Source organism: Desulfobulbus sp. (genome assembly GCF_031547805.1).
In the GTDB taxonomy this organism is placed as follows: domain Bacteria; phylum Desulfobacterota; class Desulfobulbia; order Desulfobulbales; family Desulfobulbaceae; genus Desulfobulbus.
Genome location: NZ_JAVBRQ010000021.1, coordinates 11,572 through 31,420, shown reverse-complemented (window position 1 = coordinate 31,420; position 19,849 = coordinate 11,572). Strand labels below are relative to the sequence as shown.

The window sequence follows — 19,849 nt, the reverse complement described above, 5'->3', positions numbered from 1 at the left end:
AATTTCTTTTACCTTCCGACGTAAATACGGTATAGTGCGTCGAATTTGGATGCTTTGTTGGTGCCTCGCGCCAGCCATCATTCAAACAATATTAATTATTCCAGCGAATTACCCGCGCAACCCGCTTAAGCCATGCCCTTGACGCTATTTGCCTTATTACCCTTTGCCCGTTTGAGGGGAGCCGAGCTTTTGCTTGCTGCGTTCCTGGTGCTCGTTGTTGCAACGACTCCGGCCGTCGCGGCACCCAAAAACGCTGGCAAAGCCATAGCTAAGGCTGGCATCAAAGTCGAAGCCACCGAAAAATTAACTGCCGAGCAGCAATACCAGGCGGCCAGGGATTTTGCCGACCGGCTGGAGCATGACAAAACCCTGGGCAAGTCCCGCGGCAACTGGCTCAACTGCGCCCAAGCGTTTCGCAAGATTTACGTTTCCGAGCGCAAGGGAGAACTGGGCCCGACCAGCCTGTTCATGGCCGGCAAAACATATCGACGCGCTTACGATCTTTTCAAGGTAGCGCAAGATCTCGATGCCGCAATGAAAAGCTTCCTTGAACTCGCAGACGTTTACCCCGGCCACGCTCTTGCCGACGATGCCTTGAACGAAGCGGCGGAGTGTGCTCGCATGACTCCGGGAAAGGAAGATACCGCCAACGATTTATATCGTAAAATCGCCGAGTTTTATCCGCAAGGCGACCAGGTTGAAAAAAACAAGGGCAAGGAACGCCCACAAAAATCCAGAGCCACATCCAAGCAGGCCGCGCAAGTGAGCGCGCCACCGGCCCAACCGCGCCTGGCCGCTCTTTCGCCTATCAAATATTGGTCTTCAGACGATTATTGCCGAATCGTCCTTGAGTCCGATGCACCGGTACCCTTTTCCGCCAAGGTGTTGCCGCAAGGCGATGGCCAGGAACGGCGGCTTGCCATTGAACTCGGCCAAAGCGTCATCGATCAGAAGAGTCGCCAGCCGGTGCAGGTACGGACCGGTCTCCTGAAGGCCATCCGTCCGGACCAGTTGGGTGGCGAGACGACCCGTGTTGTCTTGGACCTCTCCTCCTTTTCCGGATACAAGATTTTCAGCCTGCCGGATCCATTTCGGGTTATTGTCGATATTCGCGGCGGAAATACCGGAGCAAAGGATACTCGAATCGCCGGTCCTGCCGCTTCTGTTACCCCGCAAATCGCTCAACCGCCCGGCGACGCAGCAACGGGCAAAAAAAACACAAGTGATTCGGCGCGAACCATTATCAGCCTGACGGAGCAGAAAAAACATAGCCCGCTGTCGGTTGTCATGCCTGCTGTATCCACTTCCACTAAGGGAAAATCGAAGGAAAAACTTTCACTGGCTCAGCAGCTGGGGCTTGGTATCCGTAAAATTGTGATCGATCCCGGTCATGGCGGTAAAGATCCGGGTGCGATGGCCTTTGGCCTCAAGGAAAAGGACATTGTCCTCACTGTTTCAAAGAGGGTCGCGAAAGTCCTCAATGAGACATACCGCTACGAAGTGGTGCTGACCCGGACCAAGGACGTGTTCATTCCCCTTGAGGAACGAACAGCCATCGCCAATACCCAGAAAAGCGATCTGTTCATTTCGATTCATACCAACGCGCATTCGGACCAGAGCAAAGGCGGCATTGAAACCTACTTCCTCAACCTGGCCACCGATGCTAATGCCATGCGGGTTGCGGCATTGGAAAATGCCACCTCAACCCACAGCATCAGTGAAATGCAGGATATCCTCTCAACCATGATGAAGAATTCCAAGCTCGACGAATCAACCCGGTTAGCGCGGTTTGTGCAAACTAATTTGATTTCCGGCCTGGGCCGCAGCTATAAGCTGCGCAATCTCGGGGTCAAACAGGCACCGTTTTACGTCTTGATCGGGGCTGAAATGCCGGCGATCCTGACCGAAATCTCCTTTATCACCAATCCGGAAGAGGCCAAGCTGCTGCAAAACGATCAGTATCTCGATCAAATTGCCGCCCATATCGCCGCCGGTATTGCCGCCTACGTCGACCATCACCACACCGCGGCCGTTACTCTTTGACGCCACGTCGGGGAACCTGCTTTTTTACCCGCATATTTCGTTTCCAAATACAGAGCACGTTACCAAATCAATCATGCTCATGTATCCGTGTAGCAGTGCGCTTTTTTTGCTCATGTGACTGATCGCCAAATATAGGTTCCGAGCAAACTCCAAAATCTGTGCTTTCTGCAGATGTTCCGTCCGAATACAGATTTTTTTTCCCTTGCCTTGTGCCAGTTCCCTTTCAGAAGGAACTTGTCGAAGCAACTGGATGATAGGTTGTATTTTGCAACGAAAGAGGAATAATGTTTCGTTGGGTCTTGTCGTGAATGGTCAAACAAAAAAAGCCGCCCCTAGGGGCGGCTTTTGTAAAGCATGCGATAAATAAAATCAGTGTCGTGCCATTTCCGCAGTATGAATGCGAGCCAAGGCTCGCTGTAAAGCAGCTTCAGCACGGACGCGGTTAATTTTTTCGGCAGCCTGCTGAGCCTGGACAAGGCGCTTCTCAGCCCGTTCCTTGGCACGCAGTGCCCGCTCTACATCGATATCCTGGCCATATTCGGCACTTTCCACCAGAAAAGTAACCTTGTTGTTGGACACCTCGGTAAAACCGCCGGTCACCATCAAAAACTTCGAGACCCGGTCTTTTTTGAAACTCAATGTGCCTGTCTTGATGGTGCTCAAGAAAGGGGCATGATTGGCCAGCACACCGAATTCACCACCCACACCGGGTGCGGTGACGATATCGACATCCTCGCTGATCACGGCACCGCTAGGGGTGACAACTTCCAGATGAATTTGCGCCATGAACGTTACCTCGCTTCAGCCTAGATGCATCAAGCCTTGGCCCGTTGTGCAGCTTTTTCCACAGCTTCTTCGATATTGCCGACCATGTAAAAAGCGGTCTCGGGAAGATCGTCGTGCTTGCCGTCCAAAATTTCCTTGAAGCCGCGCACCGTATCCTCAACCTTGCAGTATTTGCCGGCAAAACCGGTAAAAACTTCCGCCACGTGAAAGGGCTGGGAGAGAAAGCGCTGCACCTTACGGGCACGGGCAACGGTCAACTGATCTTCCTCGGACAATTCGTCCATACCGAGAATGGCGATGATATCCTGCAATTCTTTGTATTTTTGCAGTGCGACTTGAACCCCGCGTGCGGTGGCGTAGTGCTCCTGGCCGACAACATTGGGATCAAGAATGCGGGAAGTTGAGTCAAGCGGATCGACCGCGGGGTAAATGCCAAGCTCAGCGATCTGGCGAGACAAAACAACCGTTCCGTCGAGGTGGGCAAAGGTGGTTGCCGGCGCGGGGTCGGTCAGGTCGTCTGCAGGCACGTAAACGCACTGAACCGCGGTGATCGATCCTTTGGTGGTCGAGGTAATGCGCTCTTGAAGAGCACCGAGGTCGGTTGCCAGGGTGGGCTGATACCCTACCGCGGAAGGGATACGGCCGAGCAGAGCGGAAACCTCGGAACCTGCCTGGGTAAAGCGGAAAATATTGTCGACGAAGAACAACACGTCCTGTCCCTCTTCGTCGCGAAAATATTCAGCCGCGGTCAAGCCGGTCAGGGCGACGCGGGAACGTGCACCGGGAGGCTCGGTCATCTGGCCGTACACCAAGGCAGCCTTGGGCAACACGCCGGATTCCTTCATTTCATGGTACAGGTCGTTTCCTTCGCGGGTCCGCTCGCCCACGCCGCAGAACACCGAAATACCACCGTGCTGCATGGCGATATTGTTGACCATCTCCATCATGATGACGGTCTTGCCGCAGCCGGCGCCGCCGAAGAGCCCCATCTTGCCACCGCGGGGGAATGGAACCAGCAGGTCGATAACCTTGATGCCGGTCTCAAGGACGTTAACCTCGGTGTCCTGCTCGGTAAATGCGGGAGCCGGGCGATGGATCGCCATGTTTTTCTCGGAAACGATCGGCCCAAGCCCGTCGACGGGGCGGCCGACCACGTTCATGATCCGGCCAAGGGCGGGTGAGCCGACAGGAATGGTGATCGGGCCGCCGCTGTCCCTGACCGCCATGCCGCGCACCAAACCGTCGGTCTGGTCCATGGCGACCGTGCGGACGACGTTGTCGCCGAGATGCTGTGCCACTTCGCATACCAGATTGTCCGGTTCGTCGCTAATAGCCGAGTTGGAAAGAAAAAGCGCGTTCATGATATCCGGCAGGCAGCCAGGCTCGAACTCAACGTCGACAACAGGTCCGATGACCTGGATAACTTTTCCTATGTTTGATTCACCCATTGTGGTAAGGCCTCCTTTAACCGTGTGAATAGCCTGTAAAATCGTAATTATCCTTTGAGCGCCTCGGCGCCGCCAACAATATCCATCAGCTCGCTGGTGACCGCAGCCTGGCGCGCTTTGTTGTACAGACGAGTCAATTGCGTGATCATATCCTTGCAAGCGTTGGTGGCGTTATCCATGGCCGTCATCCGGGCCGCATGCTCGCTGGCGCCAACTTCCAACATGGCGTGATAGATCTGCACATTTAAAAAGAGCGGCAGTAAAACTTCCATAATCTCGCCCGGATCGGGCTCGTAGGTATACGAGCCGGACATCGCCTCCGGGGCAGGTGCCCCCTCGCCTTCTCCGGTCATGGGCTTAATCGGCAGCAACTCCTCCCGTTCGGGTCTTTGGACCGCCACCGAGTAAAAGCGGCCGTAGACGATATCCACCTGGTCGCTTTCGCCGTCAAGAAAAGCCGCAGTGATATTTTGTGAAATCTCACGGGCGTTGAACATCTGAAAGCTACCCATGATATCGTTGAACTGGGTGCGCAATTTACCGCTTTTCTTGAATGCCTGCGTCCCTTTCTTGCCAACGGTGACAAAACTGACGGTTTTGCCCTCGGCCTCGTACTGCTTGCGCAGGCGTTCGGCCGTCTTAATGATGTTGGCGTTAAAGCTGCCGCACAATCCGCGATCGGAGGTGACCACGACAATCTCCACCTTCTTGACCTCGCGGACCTCCATCAGGGGCAGGTCGTTGCCCTCCATGCCGCCGGAAAGGTCGCGCATCGCTTCGGCGAACTTGACGGCATAGGGCCGAAACCGCTCCATCTTTTCCTGGGCCCCACGCAGTTTGGCCGAAGCCACCATGTTCATGGCCTTGGTGATCTGCGCGGTTTTTTTGACACCCTTGATTTTTTCTTTAACGTCCTTTAGTCCAGGCATGTGAGTCTACCCCTGCACTCAGTTCAGGCCCTTTGTCGCCTTAAATGTATCGCCAAAGGTTGCCAGTGTCTTTTTCATTTTCTCTTCAAGTTCGGGGGAAATGGCCTGCTTATCCCGCAACTCGTTGAAAATGGTCGGCTCGTTGGTTTCGATGTAGCTGTAGAGCTCCTTTTCGTAATCGGCAAGGACATTGATCGGGAACTTATCGAGAAAGCCCTTGGTACCGGCAAAAATGATGGTGACCTGCTTCTCCATCGGCAACGGCTGGTACTGCGGTTGCTTAAGAATCTCAACCAGCCGCTCGCCACGGGTCAACTGAGCCTGGGTCGCAGCATCGAGATCCGAGCCGAAGCTGGCAAAGGCTGCCAGTTCGCGGTATTGGGCCAAGTCGAGCCGCAGGGTACCGGCGACCTGTTTCATGGCCTTGACCTGGGCGGCGCCACCAACGCGGGAGACGGAAAGACCGACGTTGATCGCCGGGCGAATGCCGGCGAAAAACAGGCTCGGCTCCAGATAGACCTGCCCGTCGGTGATCGAAATAACGTTGGTCGGGATAAAGGCGGAAACGTCGCCCGCCTGGGTCTCAATGATCGGCAAAGCGGTCAGCGAGCCGGCGCCCAATTGGTCGTTCAGTTTGGAAGCGCGCTCCAGCAGGCGGGAGTGGTTGAAGAAAATGTCGCCGGGATACGCCTCGCGTCCGGGAGGACGGCGCAGCAGCAGGGACAACTCGCGGTAGGAAACGGCCTGCTTGGAGAGATCGTCATAGATGATCAGGGCGTGCTGGCCGTTGTCGCGGAAATACTCGCCCATGGCGCAACCGGCGAATGCGGAAACATACTGCATCGGCGCGGGATCGGAGGCGCAGGCGGCAACGACCGTGGTGTAATCCATGGCGCCATGCTTGCGCAGCGCCTCGACAACTAGGGCAACGGTCGATTTCTTTTGGCCGATGGCCACGTAGATGCAATGGACGTCCGTGTTTTTCTGGGCGATGATGGCATCGACGCACAGGGCGGTCTTGCCGATCTGGCGGTCGCCGATGACCAACTCGCGCTGGCCGCGGCCAACCGGAGTCATGGCGTCCACGGCCTTGGCACCGGTGTAGCACGGCTCATGCACGCTCTTGCGGGCGATAACGCCAGGGGCCAGTACTTCGATCTTGCGGGATTCCTTGGCGTTGATCGGCCCCTTGCCGTCGATGGGCTGGCCGATGCCGTCGACAACGCGGCCTTCCATTTCCGGTCCAACCGGCACCATGGCGATTTTGCCGGTCCGCTTAACGATATCGCCTTCCTTGATATCGCGCACATCGCCCAGAATGGCGCAACCAACGTTGTCTTCTTCAAGGTTCAGAGCCAGTCCGAAGATGTTGCCGGGAAACTCAAGCAGTTCCATGGCCTGGCAATTCTCGACGCCATAGACGCGGGCAATACCGTCACCCACCGACAGAACGGTACCGGTTTCTTTCAGGTCGATATCCGCTTTATAGCCAGAGATTTGATCCTTGATAATCTGGCTGATTTCTTCTGCTTTGATCTGCATTGATTATTCTCTCCCCTTGATAGATTCCTTTAATCCATTAAGTTGCGTCTTAATACTTCCGTCCAGCACCAAGTCACCAACCTTGGCAATAATTCCGCCGATAATGGACGGATCAACCTGGGTTTCAAGTATCACCTTGTTTCCTGTCAATTTTTCGAGCGTAGCCTGAATCTTGGCCATCAAGTCGCCGTTGAGTTCGATCGCGGAAACAATGGTGCCATGGCTGATATTCTGGTCCTTGTCCACCATGGCCTGCATTGCCTCGGCAATGTCGGGGATGATATCCGCCCGTTTCTTGGCGATGAGCAACTTGAGGAAGTTGGCCATGATGGTGTCCGCCTGGATCGACTCGGCGATTTTGGCCATCACTTTCTCGCGGACATCCACCGGATAGAGCGGGTTGGTCACGGCATCGCAGACACCGGCCGCTTCGTCGGCATACAGTCCGGCGATCGCCTTGAGCTGCTCGCTGTACTCTTCCGTTCTCCCCTGCTCTTTCCCCAGGGAAAAGAGCGCCTTCGCATAGCGACGTGCTAGTATTGTCTGTCTCACTGTACCGCACCCACTCGTTCAAGATACTGTTCGGTGATCGCCACCTGATCCGCCGGGGTCAAGTTCTTCACGATCAACTCTTCGGCCATGGCCGCAGCCTGCTCTGCAATCTCCTCCCGGAGTTGCCGCTTGGCGTCTTCCAATTCGGTCTGGACCGCCGCTTCCGCCTGGCGCTTGATATCGCTCGCAGCCTTTTCCGCATCAGCCAGAATGCGTTCTTTTTCCACCTGCGCCTGGGCAATGGCACGCTCGACGATCAGCTCCATTTCCTTTTCCATGCCGGCCAGCTTCGCCTCGAATTCCTTGTAGGCTCTCTCGGCTTCGTCGCGACGGATGGTGAGATCGTCCAGGTCCTCACGGATTCGCTGTTGCCGTCCACTCAAACCGGACAGGATCGGCTTGGCTCCGAACTTCACCAAAATGATAACAAGCGCCACGAAGTTGATTGTTCGCCAGAACAGGTCTTGCAGTTTTTCCGCCGAGAGGGGGTTGCTGGCATGGGCGTCGCCATGCGCATCGGCCTTGCTTCCGTGGTCTGCGACCACGGCCTGATGGGCAGCCGCTCCGGCCGAGGCCGGTTCCGTTGCTCCCACCTGCTGATGCGTGCCGGCCGCCGGGGCATCGGTCGCCACAGCAACTGCCGGCGGCAAGGCACCGATCAGCAGCGCCAGCAGCACCGGCAGCAATGTTGTCTTCCAAGCTTTCATGCGTCCAGACTCCTTCCAAGTATCTTTCCTGCCATTGCCTGGGCAAAGCCCGCGGCATTTCCCTGAAGCTCCTTTCTGGCCGCCTCGATTTGCGCCCTGAGGTCGGTCAGTTGCTGTTCCTTGACACTGTCGGATTCCTTGCGAATGGCGACCAATTTCTCGGCACCGGCCGCCTGGGCCTGCGCCCGCGCACCATCGAGCGCTCTTTTCGCCTTATTGCTTGCTTCCCGCATTTTGTTGTCCAGTTCGGCCTGCCGCTGCCGGGCATTTTCCTCGAATTGCGCCACGTCACCGTTGAGCGATTCGATTTTTTGCGCCCGTTTCTCAAGAATCCCCAGCACCGGCTTGTAGAGAATCGCATTGAGAACGAACATCAGCACGATCATATTGATGATGTGTATCAACAGCGTGACATCAACCGAAATCATACTAACTCCCTCTTATTGCTGAAAATATGGTAATTGCTCGCCATGACAAGTGAATGGCGGTTCATCTTCCGCTCCGGATAACTACTGAAAATTGGTTCGGCTGTCAAATCTTTTTAAGTAAAATTTATGGGATTTTTCAGTTATGCTTGTTGCTCGTCGGTGCCGCTGGTTTCAGGCTGTCGGCTCGAAAACCAGGCCATTGTTTTGCCTGGCCGCAGAGAGGCGCTAGCCTACTGTATTCCCGGCGCAATGCCAATGAATATTTGCTCCCCGGCCAGCCGCCGCCAAGCGGTCAGGCTGGCCGGCCACCGTCCCCGCGCAGCCAATCCACCAATCGATCAAGTCCCTCTTCGGTACTGACCAGGGGCCGATAGCCGAGCAGGGTCTCCGCCTTCCTGTGGCTGAACCAATGCGATTTGGCCAGTTGGCAGGCCAGAAACCTGGTCATCCGCGGTTCGTTGGCGGCGCCAAGCGCGCCATGGATCCCCTCGAGGATCGCGCCTGCCCCGTAGGCAACGGCCAGCGGCACCTTGCGGGTCACCGGCGGAATGCCGAGCCGGACAAAAAGTCCGTTGATCCACTGCCAGAGCGCAACCGGTGCTTCTTGGCCGATGAAGAAAGCCTGGCCGGCGCCGCTGCCGCTGGCGCACAGATTTTCCGCCGCCAGCAGGTGGGCATGGACCACGTTGTCGATAAAGGCGATATCCACCCGGTTTTCGCCGGTGCCGACGATTTTGAGCGAGCCGGCCCTGCCCCGCTCCAGTAGTCGGGGGATGAGATGCCCATCCCCCGGACCCCAAACCAGATGCGGTCTTATGGCTATGGTTCTCAATTCCGGACAGTCGGCCGTAAGCACCGCCCGCTCGGCCAGGATTTTAGAGGCCGCATAGGCGCACAGGGGACGGACGGCGTAGGGGGTCGACTCGTCCGCACCGGCGAGATCGTCTCGATCGAAAACCACCGAGGGTGTCGAGGTGTAGATCAGGCGCGGCACCTGCCGAGCCTGGCAGGCGGCAATGACATTGGCCGTACCTGCGGCGTTGATGGCGAAATACTCTTCCCTCGGTCCCCAGATGCCGGCTTTGGCGGCCACATGGAAAACCGTGTCGCAGCCATGCAATGCGTCGGTCAAGGCATCCGGTTCCCGGATATCGCCTCGGACGCAGCGCACCCCCAAGGCGGCCAGCTCCGGGTAGGAGTTGCGGCCGATCACCGTCACCTCGACTCCTCGTTCGACCAGGGCCCGCACCAGGGCCTTGCCGATGAAGCCGCCACCGCCGGTCACCGCCACCTTCCTCATCTTCCCCATCCAAGGCATCGCTTTTTCCCGTGCCTCCGTCACCCCGTTACCGGCATCCATCGCCCTCTCCCCTGATTGTCGTCCGGACCGGACGACCCGCAGTCATCAGCCGCAGGGCAATTGCACCCGTTTGGCCGCCCACGTTGCCAGCTGTTCGCGGAATATTTTGGCGTTATGGCGGATATCCACCGGAAAGGAGCGATGCACCAGGAAATGCTTGATCTGTTCGGTCAGGGGATTGGCCCTGGCCAAGTCCCGCAGTTCCGCGAACAGCCGCTGTTGATCGGTGATCGGGCCTTCCGGCTCCACCACGATCACCGGCGTTTTCCGCTCCGGCCGGTTGCCCAGGCCGATCAGAGCCGAACGTCTGATCTGCGGATGCTCGTTGAAGATTGCCTCGCATTGAATGGTGTAGAGCATGCCCTGGGCAGTGGACACCCGATGGGCCTTGCGGCCGCAGAACCACAACCGGCCGTCGGCATCGAGGTAACCCATGTCGCCCATCCGGTGCCAGAAGCCCTGGTGGTCGGGAATCTTGGCCAGCATGGTCTCCTGCTCGTTGTCGGCGTAGAGGCGGGTGACCACCGGCCCGCGCACCGTAATCTCGCCGATCATGCCTGTGCCGACTTGCCGGACATCCTGCCAGGAGGCGATCTCGCCTTCCACCGGTTCGATGATCCGGATCTCCATGCCGGGTAGGGGCCGGCCGACGCAGGCGCCACGGCCGGTGCGGGTCAGGGGCCAGGTGGCCTCGACGATTTCCCGACCCTCGATCGAGGCCACCGGCAAACTTTCGGTGGCGCCGTAGGGGGTGAAAATCCGGGCTGTTTCGGGCAGAATCCGCTGGACCCGGTCCACCAGTTCGCCCGAGACCGGTGCCCCGGCCATCAAGACCGTGCGCACCGGTAGCACGATCTTTCTTGCCAGGCAGTAGCGGCTGACCACGTTCCAGATCGCCGGCGAACCGAAGGAGTAGGTGACCCGGTGGGCCAACAGGGTGCGGACGAATTTTTCGGGATCGACTCGGGCCGGCCGGGTCGGGTCCATGTCCGGAATAACCGCCTTGGCCCCGAGGGCGGCGGCAAACAGGCCGAACAGCGGAAAGCCGGGCTGATCGACATCCCCCGGTCCGATGCCGTAGTAGTCGTGGATCATGCGCAACTGGGCATGGAAAATGCCGTGGGTATAGGCCACTCCCTTGGGCGGGCCGGTGGAGCCGGTGGTGAAGATGATGGCCGCCGGGTCGCCCTCCCCGGCCTGGTACCGGAATCGATTCCCGGCCTCGGCCGGCTGCGGCTGCAGGCGTTTGCCGGGCAGCCACCAAGTCCGGCCGATTGCGATCCGTTTGCGCACCGTGGCAAAGGGTCGGCGAAAAATCCGGCTGAAAACGATGGCCTGGGGAATGCCGGCCAGGATGTCCGGCCGAACCGAGCCGATACAGCGCAGCAGGTTTTTATAACCCATGCCCGGATCGATGAGGATGACCACCGCTCCCAGCTGAAACAGGGCGAAGGTCAAGCAGATGAAGGCCATCGACGGCCGCACCATCAGCATCACCCGGTCGCCCCGCCGGATGCCCTCGGCGTGCAGGGCAGCGGCGAATCCGTCGCCGTTGTCCCGGAGTTGGGCGAAACTCCATTCGTGCCATTGCCCGTCTTCCAGGGCGACCAGCCCTATCTGATCGGGTTGCGCCGCGGCCGTGCGCTGGAGCGCAGTGGCGATGTTGCAATCGGTGACGGCGCAATCGGTCATCGATCGCTCCCGAGGCCGAGGAGGAAAGAGGCGAGCAGCGGCTTGATCCCGGAGAGCGCGTCTTCAAGCACATAGTGGCCGGCATCCGGGAAATAATGGGTCTGCGCATGGGGAAAGCGCTGGCGCCACTCCCCGTAGAACTGATCGTTGAAGCAGAAATCGCGGCCACCCCAGCAGAGCAGCATGGGAAGGTCGCGCAGCCGCTCCAGCCCCGCCTCGACCTCGGCCAGAGCGGTCCAAGAGGGATGATCAGGCCGCATGGGGATATCCTGGACAAAGCGCAGCAGGGCGATCCGATGCCGCCAGCTGTCGTAGGGGGCGAGGAAGGCCCTGGCGATCTCCGGCCGCATCGATTGGTTGACCGCCATGACCGTGGCGGCGCGGGCAAAGCCGTTGAGGCCGCGCACCAAAAACGGCCCCAGCAACGGCCACCGGCAGACGGCGATGCGCAGAGGCAAGCGGCGGGATCGGAAGGCCGCGGTGTTGAACACCACCATCCCGGCCACGCGCTCCGGATGGCGGCCGGCCCAGCCCATGCCGATGGCGCCGCCCCAATCGTGCACCGCCAGTACGCAGCGGGCTATGCCGAGATGGTCGAGCAGCCGCTCCAGATTGTCGATATGGGTGGACAGACGATAGGAATAGGTTTGCGGCTTGTCGGAAAAACCGCATCCCATGTGGTCTGGGACGATGCAGCGGTGACGTTCGCGCAGGCCGAGGACCAGATTGCGGTACAGGTAGGACCAGGAGGGGTTGCCGTGCACCATGACCACCGGCAGGCCGTCACCCTCGTCGAGGTAGGCCATGCGGTGGCCGTCGATTGCGATAAAACGCGGCGTAAAGGCATATTCCGCCAGGCTGTCCGTGCGTTCCATCACCAGTCGATCCCCAGCATGAGGGCATTGATGCCCGAACCGATTCCCAGGATCGCGGCCCGCTGTCCCGGCATCAGGGCCCCCTGTTCGATGCCCAGGGCCATGGTGATCGGTGCCGAAACCGAACCGACGTTGCCCAGGGTCGGCAGGGTCTCGAAATTTTTGGCCGGGTCGAGCCGCAGGGTCTCAAACAGCATTTGGGCATGGGCCTTGCCCACCTGGTGGCAAAAAAATCGATCGATGGAATTGAGTTCCCAGCCCAGGCTCTCCCGGAAGGACGTCCAGCAAGCCGCGGCGGTTTCGATCCCTTTTTCCAGGAGCTGTTCGGAATCGGTGGACATCAGCGTTCCTTGCTCCGCGTTCTGGCCGCCCTGGCAGAGATCGTTATGGGCGGTGTTGGCTCGGCAGGCCCCGCCACGCAGATAGTGGCCGGTATCGAGATAATCGCTGCGGGTCATCACCAGGGCCACGGCGCCGGAGCCGATGGTCAGCGAGGCGAAGAGCGGCTTGATGGTCTTACGGGTGAGGGTGGTGTCGGCAAGCAGATGCTGGAGGGTGGAGGCGACCAGGTCTTCCGCGGTTTCGCCCGCCACCACCAGCCCGGACCGGACCTGTCCCAGCTCCAGCATGTTGGCCAGCATGACCATACCGTCGAGGAAACCGAGACAGGCATTGGAGATGTCGAACAGCAAGCAGGACGGCGGCAACCCCAGGGTGCGATGGACAAAGGCGGCGGTGGCCGGCTCCATCATGTCGCGGCTCACCGAGGTGAACAGCAAGCATTCCAGGGCGTCAAGGTCGATGCCGGCATGGGCGATGGCGGCCGCACCCGCCGCGGCCGCGCCGTCGCTCGGCCGGGTTCCCGGCGGCCACAATCGCCTGGAACCGATGCCGGTCATCAATTCCAGACGGCCGGCCGGCAGCTTCAACCGCTCATACAGGGGCCCGAGCCGCTCCTCGATGGCCGTCGAAGACAATGCCACCGGCGGCAGGGCGTGGCCGAACGCATGCAGACAGACCCGGTCGAAGCGCAGATTCACGAGCCGGCTCCGGATGCAGGCAAGCCGGCTCGCAGCCGGCCAAGGTGCTGCCGAAAACCATCGCCGGCGGAAACGGCACTGCGAAACGCCCTTTCCGGTCTTCGATGCTGTGCACAAGACGGTTTGATCATCGCTTCCGCCTTCATCCGGCATTCCTGAATCTGCCGGCCCAGGCGATCAACAGGGCAGCCAGGGCCAGATCGTCCATCACCCCGAGCACCGGCACCCATTCGGGAATAAAGTCGTAGGGCGACAGGATGTACAGCAGGCCGAGAGCCAGACCGATTTTCACATGCAGTGGGGTGGCCGGCGACAGGAAAACATCCTTGGCGTGAACGATCATCTGCCACAGGCGGGCGAATATCGGCCAGAAATGCATGCGCCCCTCTTCAGCCCACAGCCTTGGCCACGATGGCGGCGTCGAAATAGTTCAGGCCCATGCCGGCGTCCACCACCAGGCATTGGCCGGTAATCCCCGAGGAACGCGGCGACAGGAGGAAGGCGGCGGCATGGGCGGCTTCCTCGGTCTGCACCGCCCTTTTCCGCAAGGTGGCTTGCTCGGCAAAAAGATAGCTGTCGATATAGTTGGGGATGCCTGCCGAGGCGGAGGTCTTAAGCAGGCCGGGGCAGACGGCGTTGAAGCGGGCTTCGGAAAAGGCGGCGAAGCTCTTGGCCAAGAAGCAGAGCGACGATTCCAGCGCCGCCTTGACCGGGGCCATGTAGCCGTAATTCTCGGCGGCCATCCGGGTGGTGGAGATCGAGATGGTCACCAGCGAGGCTTGCCGAGCCAGCAATTCTCGGAAATGGTTGGCGATTGCAATGAAGGAGAAACAGGAGACATCCATGGCCTGGAGGAAATCCCGCTTCAGGGTGGCATGGAAAGGCCGCATCCCTTCCGAGTAATTGGCAAAGGCGATGGAATGGACAATGCCGTCGAGCGGCGCTCCGATGCGGGCGGCGATTTCGTCCCTCACCCGGACGATGTTGTCCTCGTTTTCGACATCGCAGCAAAAGACCGGGCTGTCGGGAAACAGCTTGGCAGCGGTGTCCGCCCGCTGCTCGCTGCGGACCACATGGACCACCTTGGCCCCGGCCCCGGCCAGAACCCGGCCGATGGCGCAGGCCACCGACTTTTTGTTGGCCAGCCCGAACACCACGATCGTCTTGCCGGCAAGCTGGAGAAAATCCATTCAGCCCCTCTTTTGGGCACAGGCAAATTCCACCTGGACCGCTGTTTTTCCACCCACCCGGACCGAACCCTTCATCAACCAGGCCGGCCCCAGGCGTTCGATCAGGGTGGCGGCGATTTCCAGGGTATCGCCCGGCCGCACCTCCCGCTTGAATTTGGCGCCCATGATCCGGGTCAGCACCGGCATCCCGCCCCCTGGCATCGCCTCCTTGCCGCCCATCAATTCTCCGATCAGCAGGGCACCGGCCTGGAAGACCGCCTCGCAGAGGAGCACGCCGGGCATCAACGGATAGCCGGGATAATGGCCCTCAAAGAGCGGCAGGTCGGGACGGATGGTTGTTTCCGCCCGGATCGTCCCATCGCCGATTTCAAGCACCCGATCCAGCCAGAGAAAGGGCGGCCGGTGCGGGATGCGGTCCAGGATGAAGGCATCGGCCGCCGGCTGCATCACAAACCTCCGGTCACTTCGAGCACCGCACCGTTGATGTAGGCGGCCCGGTCGCCGGCCAGGAAGAGCACCGCCTCCGCCACCTCGGTCGGAGTGCCGAACCGGTTGGCCGGAACCATTTTCTTGTACTCCTTCACCTGGGTCTCGGACAGGTCGTCGAGCAACTCGGTGGCGATGAAACCGGGCGAGACGCCGTTGACCGTGATCTTGCGCTTGGCCACCTCCTTGGAGAGCGACTTCATCAACCCGATCTGGCCGGCCTTGGAAGCCGCGTAGTTGGCCTGGCCGGCAAATCCGAGATGTCCCATGGGCGAGGTGATGAAAACGATCCGGCCATATTTCTGCTTGAGCATCAGCGGCAGCGCGAGTTTGGCCATGTTGAAGCCGCCGGTGAGGTTGACGTCGAGCACCCGCCGCCACTGTTCCTCGCCCATCATGGCCAGGACTGCGTCGCGGCGGATGCCGGCGTTGTTCACCAGGATATCGAGGGTGTCCCATTCCGCTTCCAAGCCGGTGCAAAAGTCGGCCACGGCCGCATAGTCGGCGACATCGAGCCGGATGAGCCGCAATTGTCCGCCATAGCGGCTGTTGTCACCGACCATGGCCTCGGCTGCCTCGTGATTGCCGCCATAAATGCCGGCCACAGTCGCTCCCCGGGCCAACAGAGCCTCGGTAATCGCCCGGCCGATGCCGCGGGTGGCCCCGGTGACAATTGCTTTTTTCCCTTCAAATTCGAGCATGGGTTTATTCAAAAAATTAAATCGATTACATGTCGACCCGAAACAACGCCTTGCCCATCGTCAATTCTTGCTCCGAGGCATACACAAGGGGAACGCAAAGCTCGTACGGTGGTTAAGCCAGCCTTCCTTCAAATGCAACGCTTTTTTCTCCACAAACGACCAGGAAAGTACGGCAAGAGTCAGCGTAACAACACTTGAATACAGCATCATTACTGGCACAGAAACACCCGGAATCAATGCGGCTACAGACTGTTGCACCGGAAAGGCGTACACATAGATTCCATAGGAGAAATCACCCAAGTCGTTATACTTCCTGACGATCCCCGAAGGAATGTAAGCAAGGTACAAAATACAGTATCCGAGAACCAAGACATAGCTGACAAAGAAGAGGTGCTTATTGAACAACGCCCCAACCAGCAGCAGTAAAAATAAAAAAAAGAAAGTGTGAGACAAAGCGATCTTGTCGCGCAGGATGTAAAACGATGCGCCTGAAAAGAACATGTAGAAAAATTTTAAAGATTTACCGCCCGTATTGACCACATGAAAATGGACCAAGAGCAACAAAATCCCGGAGATCGCCGCACTCAGCACCAGAACAATCTTGAAGACCTTGACTTTATTGGCTGGAATCAACCGCACGATCGACCAAACGCACGCCAGGATTATGTACATTTTCACTTCGTACGGCATGGTCCACAACGATCCGTTGACAGAGTTCTTGAATGGATTGTTTTCGAAAACTCCGGGAAGATGCTGGTTGACACCGGTTATCAAGGTCGAGCATTTGAGCAAATACTTGTAAATTTTCGCATCGGCCAGATAGGTTGTCGTGGGCTGGGTGGTGAAAAACAATCCCACACCGAAAACGGACAACAAGACCACGACGATAAGCGCGGGGTAGATCCGCAATATTCTCGCCCACGCGAATTGTTTCACGCTTTGTCTCGTCAAAAGGCTGGCGGTAACGAGAAAGCCGCTGGTGAAGAAAAAAATATCGACCGCAACCCCGCCGAGGGACATTCCCGCCAAATCGACCAACGGTTCCACGGCTTTCGAACCGAGCGCCAGCGGAAAGCTGTGGCTCACCAAGACGGCAAGCGCCGCCGCAATTCTGATCAGATTGAAATTGTTGTCCCGGCTCTGGGTGTAGTCGGCAAGCCTCATTCCACTCTTCCCCTTTACCCCCGTAAATACCCGTCCACGTCGTTGGCCACGATTACTCCGTAATTGATCGCTCCCAGCCACCCGCTCATGATGATTCCCACCGAGCCGACATGGAACAACCCGCCGATTTCCTTGTGCAGGGTGCGAGAAATATCGAGTCCTTCGAACTTGGTGCCGAACGAGGTGCCCTTGGTGTGGAGGGTGTAGCGGTGAAAGGTGCGCGGCGTGGCCGACTCCACGGTGTCCACTTTGGCGCGGATGCCGGGGAGATACCGTTCCAGATCGGCGAAGCAACGGGCGACCATCGCCTCCTTCGCCGCCCGGTATGCCGCCTGGTCCAGGCTGGCCCAGTCGTCGTAGTCGGCGTTCATAGAGGCGACGATGGTGTGGTCCGGCGGGTTCTGTGGCCGGGTTTTCGGATAGTAGAGGGAAAAGGTGCGGCTGCCGGTATCCATCCGCCGCATCTCCTCCGAGGAAAAATCCGCCGCCGTGGAGGTGAACAGCAGATCGCCGATATCGGGGATCGATTCCCCCTTGCGGATACCGAAATAGACCTGACAGCTCGAATTGTTGACCCGCACCTGGCCGAATCGGTCGAGAAAATCGGCGGCGAACCGGTCCCGGCCCACGAGGCGGTCGATGGTGTTGGTGACCCCGGCATTGGAAATGACGGCCCGAGCCGTGATTTCCCGTCCCTTGACCGCCACTCCGGTGGTCCTGCCCTGTTCGACCAGGATGCGGTCCACCTCGGCGCCGGCGCAGATATCGACGTCCTTGGCCCGCAGTTCGTCGGCCATCAGGCCGATCAGCTTGTCGGTGCCCCCCTCGAAGGTGTAGACCCCCCGGTTCATGAAGTTGGAGAAGACGATGCCGTAGGTGATGGCCGGTTCGTCCAGGGTGGAGCCGTTGGCATAGGTGATCGGTTCCATCAAAAGCCGGTGGACGTCGCTGCGGCCGGGAAAAAAACGGGCAAACAGCTCCCTTGTGGTCAGGCGCTGGTCGTCGTAGAAATTCATCCCGTCGACAGTGGCGAAAAATTCGGCGACCACCTCCGGGCGGATTCCAAAGCGCTCCTGCAAAATCCGGATGAAATCCTCTTTGCTGAAGGTGGTGCGCAGGGAGAATTGGGGATTGTCGAAAACGATGTTCTTCAGTTGGACGATAGAGTCGCGGATGGCCCTGCCCCAGTATTTCTTGCAGGTTTTGACCATGCCGTAGGGAAAGCCGTGCAGGGAGACGTCGAAGATATGGCCGCCGCGCTTGAACCAGGTGGCAAGTCCCCCGAGCTGGACGTGGTGTTCCAGCAGCAGGACCGAATGCCCGGCTGCGGCCAGCCGGTTGGCGCAGGTGAGGCCGCCGAGGCCCGAACCGACCACAATGGCGTCATAATGAGACCGCACCTGATCCAATGGCGTGTACTGCATTTCGCTCCGTTTGGTGGATAAACGTGAAACCAGCATTTTCAGGTCCGCCGCGTAAACGGCCGGCATAGCCCGGGGCTATCGGAGAATGTGTTGGTTGACAATGGTGATTCCGCTCAGCATCGCCCCGACGATGCCGAGGTATCCCTGGTCGGTCCCGGCAATGAACAAGTTGCCCCAAGGCGTCACACCGTCCCGGACCTTGATGCCGCTGCCATAAACCGCGCCCTGGGCCTTGCGGGTGAACCGCTCGATGGTCACCGGGGTAAAACTGTCCTGATATACAATGGATGAGTGATAATTCCCAATGATTTCCTCGCTGGCGGCGATGGCGGCCCGGCTCCACCGCTCCTTGGCCGGGCCGTAGGCCGTGGCGGCGAGGTTCTTCCACAATGGATAGCTGGCCGCGTTGGTCACCCGGATCTGGGCCGTATCCTCCGACATCAGACCGGAAAAATTGTCGGGAAAGCAGATCACCCCCCAGGAGGGGTCGAGGAAATCGTCGGGACGCCGGTAGGCAAGCCGGGGGCCGCGGTGATAGAAGATGATGGTCCGGCCCGGGCCGAGCGAGGCCACGCTCGCGTGGGGAACGAACGAGATGGTTTCCATGAAACTCATCTGGCCGGCATATTGGGCACGGTCGCCCTCCCAGCCGGCAAGCCGCATGGTTTCCGGTATGCCGGCCGTGGACAGGACCGCGTCGGCGGTCAACTGTTCGCCGCTCTCCAGGCGCACGCCCACCACCCGGTCGCCGTCGGTTTCGACCGCCGCCACCGGGCTGCGGTAGCGGAGTTCGCCGCCGAACTCGCGGAACTGCCGCACCAGGAGATCGAGAAATTCGCGCATGGTGCCGCCGGGCCGGAAAAACCCCTCCTCGAACACGGCCCGGAACATGATCACGAACTGGCCGAGATCCATGTCGTGTTCCTCGGCATTGCCGTAAATCATCAGCGGCAAAAGCAGCATGTCGATCAGGAGCGGGTCGCGCAGGTGCTCGGCGAGAAAGTCGCGGGTCGAGCGCCAGGGGACGGCGGCAAAAGGGTCGTAGGCCGCGACCAGCCGCCTGAGCAGCCGAAACCGGTCGATCGTGTCGGGAAACTCGCGCGCGATCGCCTCTTCCAGCGCCGCAATGTCGTTGGTAAAGTACAGCGAGCGCCCGGCAAAGCGGATTTCCGAACCGATCTGTTCGTGAACTTCGAGTTGTTTGCGGGAAAGACGCAGTTGGCGGAACAGACGGTTGAGCGGGGCCTGTTTGGCACCGGGCGGGGCGAAGTTGGTCATGGCGTGCAGCCCGGTTTCCAGGAGACGCCCTTGGCGAAGATAATAGGAGTTGAGGCCGCCGGGGAGGTTGTGTTGCTCGAGGATCAGCGTCTTGAGACCGAAACGGGCGGCCCGGATACCGGCCGCGATTCCCGACAAGCCGCCTCCGATGATGAGAAGCTGATACGCAGCCATGGAGCGGGCATAACCGATGGGGAACGGGAT

Annotated in this window: 19 protein-coding genes; 1 reads left to right on the top strand and 18 read right to left on the bottom strand. The window is 59.2% G+C overall.

What is annotated here, in order from left to right; genetic code table 11:
• Nucleotides 1-138 precede the first annotated feature (138 nt).
• A complete protein-coding gene (locus RMR13_RS08240) occupies nucleotides 139-2,043 on the top strand; it encodes an N-acetylmuramoyl-L-alanine amidase (RefSeq protein ID WP_310600159.1) in 1,905 nt (634 codons plus the stop codon).
• A gap of 369 nt (nucleotides 2,044-2,412) precedes the next feature.
• Here the strand turns inward: RMR13_RS08240 and RMR13_RS08235 are convergent, their stop codons facing one another.
• From RMR13_RS08235 to RMR13_RS08150, 18 genes are all read right to left on the bottom strand, one after another.
• Nucleotides 2,413-2,829, bottom strand: a complete 417-nt coding sequence (locus tag RMR13_RS08235) for a F0F1 ATP synthase subunit epsilon (protein ID WP_310600158.1) — start codon at nucleotides 2,827-2,829, stop codon at nucleotides 2,413-2,415.
• Nucleotides 2,830-2,858: 29 nt separating this feature from the next.
• A complete protein-coding gene (gene atpD, locus RMR13_RS08230) occupies nucleotides 2,859-4,277 on the bottom strand; it encodes a F0F1 ATP synthase subunit beta (RefSeq protein ID WP_310600214.1) in 1,419 nt (472 codons plus the stop codon).
• Nucleotides 4,278-4,324: 47 nt separating this feature from the next.
• Nucleotides 4,325-5,206, bottom strand: a complete 882-nt coding sequence (atpG, locus tag RMR13_RS08225) for an ATP synthase F1 subunit gamma (protein WP_310600157.1) — start codon at nucleotides 5,204-5,206, stop codon at nucleotides 4,325-4,327.
• 18 nt (nucleotides 5,207-5,224) lie between these two features.
• On the bottom strand, nucleotides 5,225-6,748 hold the full coding sequence (gene atpA / locus RMR13_RS08220) for a F0F1 ATP synthase subunit alpha (protein ID WP_310600156.1): 1,524 nt from the start codon (nucleotides 6,746-6,748) through the stop codon (nucleotides 5,225-5,227).
• A 3-nt stretch (nucleotides 6,749-6,751) separates the two neighbouring features.
• Nucleotides 6,752-7,300, bottom strand: coding sequence for an ATP synthase F1 subunit delta (gene atpH, locus RMR13_RS08215; protein WP_310600155.1), 549 nt, complete (start codon nucleotides 7,298-7,300; stop codon nucleotides 6,752-6,754).
• Nucleotides 7,297-7,977 carry an ATP synthase F0 subunit B gene (locus tag RMR13_RS08210; protein WP_310600213.1) on the bottom strand — a complete coding sequence of 227 codons (681 nt, stop codon included), beginning with the start codon at nucleotides 7,975-7,977 and terminating at the stop codon, nucleotides 7,297-7,299. The genes atpH and RMR13_RS08210 overlap by 4 nt, the downstream gene beginning before the upstream one ends.
• A gap of 26 nt (nucleotides 7,978-8,003) precedes the next feature.
• A complete protein-coding gene (locus tag RMR13_RS08205) occupies nucleotides 8,004-8,435 on the bottom strand; it encodes an ATP synthase F0 subunit B (protein WP_310600154.1) in 432 nt (143 codons plus the stop codon).
• A 292-nt stretch (nucleotides 8,436-8,727) separates the two neighbouring features.
• Nucleotides 8,728-9,795, bottom strand: coding sequence for an NAD-dependent epimerase/dehydratase family protein (locus RMR13_RS08200; protein WP_310600153.1), 1,068 nt, complete (start codon nucleotides 9,793-9,795; stop codon nucleotides 8,728-8,730).
• A 45-nt stretch (nucleotides 9,796-9,840) separates the two neighbouring features.
• Nucleotides 9,841-11,487 (bottom strand): fatty acid CoA ligase family protein, encoded by a 1,647-nt coding sequence (locus RMR13_RS08195; protein WP_310600152.1) that lies wholly within the window; start codon nucleotides 11,485-11,487, stop codon nucleotides 9,841-9,843.
• Nucleotides 11,484-12,362 carry an alpha/beta fold hydrolase gene (locus RMR13_RS08190; RefSeq protein ID WP_310600212.1) on the bottom strand — a complete coding sequence of 293 codons (879 nt, stop codon included), beginning with the start codon at nucleotides 12,360-12,362 and terminating at the stop codon, nucleotides 11,484-11,486. Before RMR13_RS08190 ends, RMR13_RS08195 begins: the two co-directional genes overlap by 4 nt.
• Entirely contained in the window at nucleotides 12,362-13,402 is a 1,041-nt protein-coding gene (locus tag RMR13_RS08185; RefSeq protein WP_310600151.1) for a 3-oxoacyl-ACP synthase III, read from the bottom strand. Before RMR13_RS08185 ends, RMR13_RS08190 begins: the two co-directional genes overlap by 1 nt.
• Nucleotides 13,403-13,544: 142 nt before the next feature.
• A complete protein-coding gene (locus RMR13_RS08180; RefSeq protein ID WP_310600150.1) occupies nucleotides 13,545-13,781 on the bottom strand; it encodes a DUF1232 domain-containing protein in 237 nt (78 codons plus the stop codon).
• A gap of 10 nt (nucleotides 13,782-13,791) precedes the next feature.
• Nucleotides 13,792-14,592 carry an SDR family oxidoreductase gene (locus RMR13_RS08175; protein WP_310600149.1) on the bottom strand — a complete coding sequence of 267 codons (801 nt, stop codon included), beginning with the start codon at nucleotides 14,590-14,592 and terminating at the stop codon, nucleotides 13,792-13,794.
• Nucleotides 14,593-15,039, bottom strand: a complete 447-nt coding sequence (locus RMR13_RS08170) for a 3-hydroxyacyl-ACP dehydratase FabZ family protein (protein WP_310600148.1) — start codon at nucleotides 15,037-15,039, stop codon at nucleotides 14,593-14,595.
• Complete coding sequence (gene fabG, locus RMR13_RS08165; RefSeq protein WP_310600147.1) at nucleotides 15,039-15,779, bottom strand: 3-oxoacyl-ACP reductase FabG; 741 nt, start codon at nucleotides 15,777-15,779, stop codon at nucleotides 15,039-15,041. Before fabG ends, RMR13_RS08170 begins: the two co-directional genes overlap by 1 nt.
• A 60-nt stretch (nucleotides 15,780-15,839) precedes the next feature.
• On the bottom strand, nucleotides 15,840-16,943 hold the full coding sequence (locus RMR13_RS08160) for an acyltransferase (protein WP_310600146.1): 1,104 nt from the start codon (nucleotides 16,941-16,943) through the stop codon (nucleotides 15,840-15,842).
• 14 nt (nucleotides 16,944-16,957) lie between these two features.
• Nucleotides 16,958-18,367, bottom strand: a complete 1,410-nt coding sequence (locus tag RMR13_RS08155) for an NAD(P)/FAD-dependent oxidoreductase (protein ID WP_310600145.1) — start codon at nucleotides 18,365-18,367, stop codon at nucleotides 16,958-16,960.
• A gap of 75 nt (nucleotides 18,368-18,442) precedes the next feature.
• Nucleotides 18,443-19,819, bottom strand: a complete 1,377-nt coding sequence (locus RMR13_RS08150; protein WP_310600144.1) for an FAD-dependent oxidoreductase — start codon at nucleotides 19,817-19,819, stop codon at nucleotides 18,443-18,445.
• Nucleotides 19,820-19,849 lie beyond the last annotated feature (30 nt).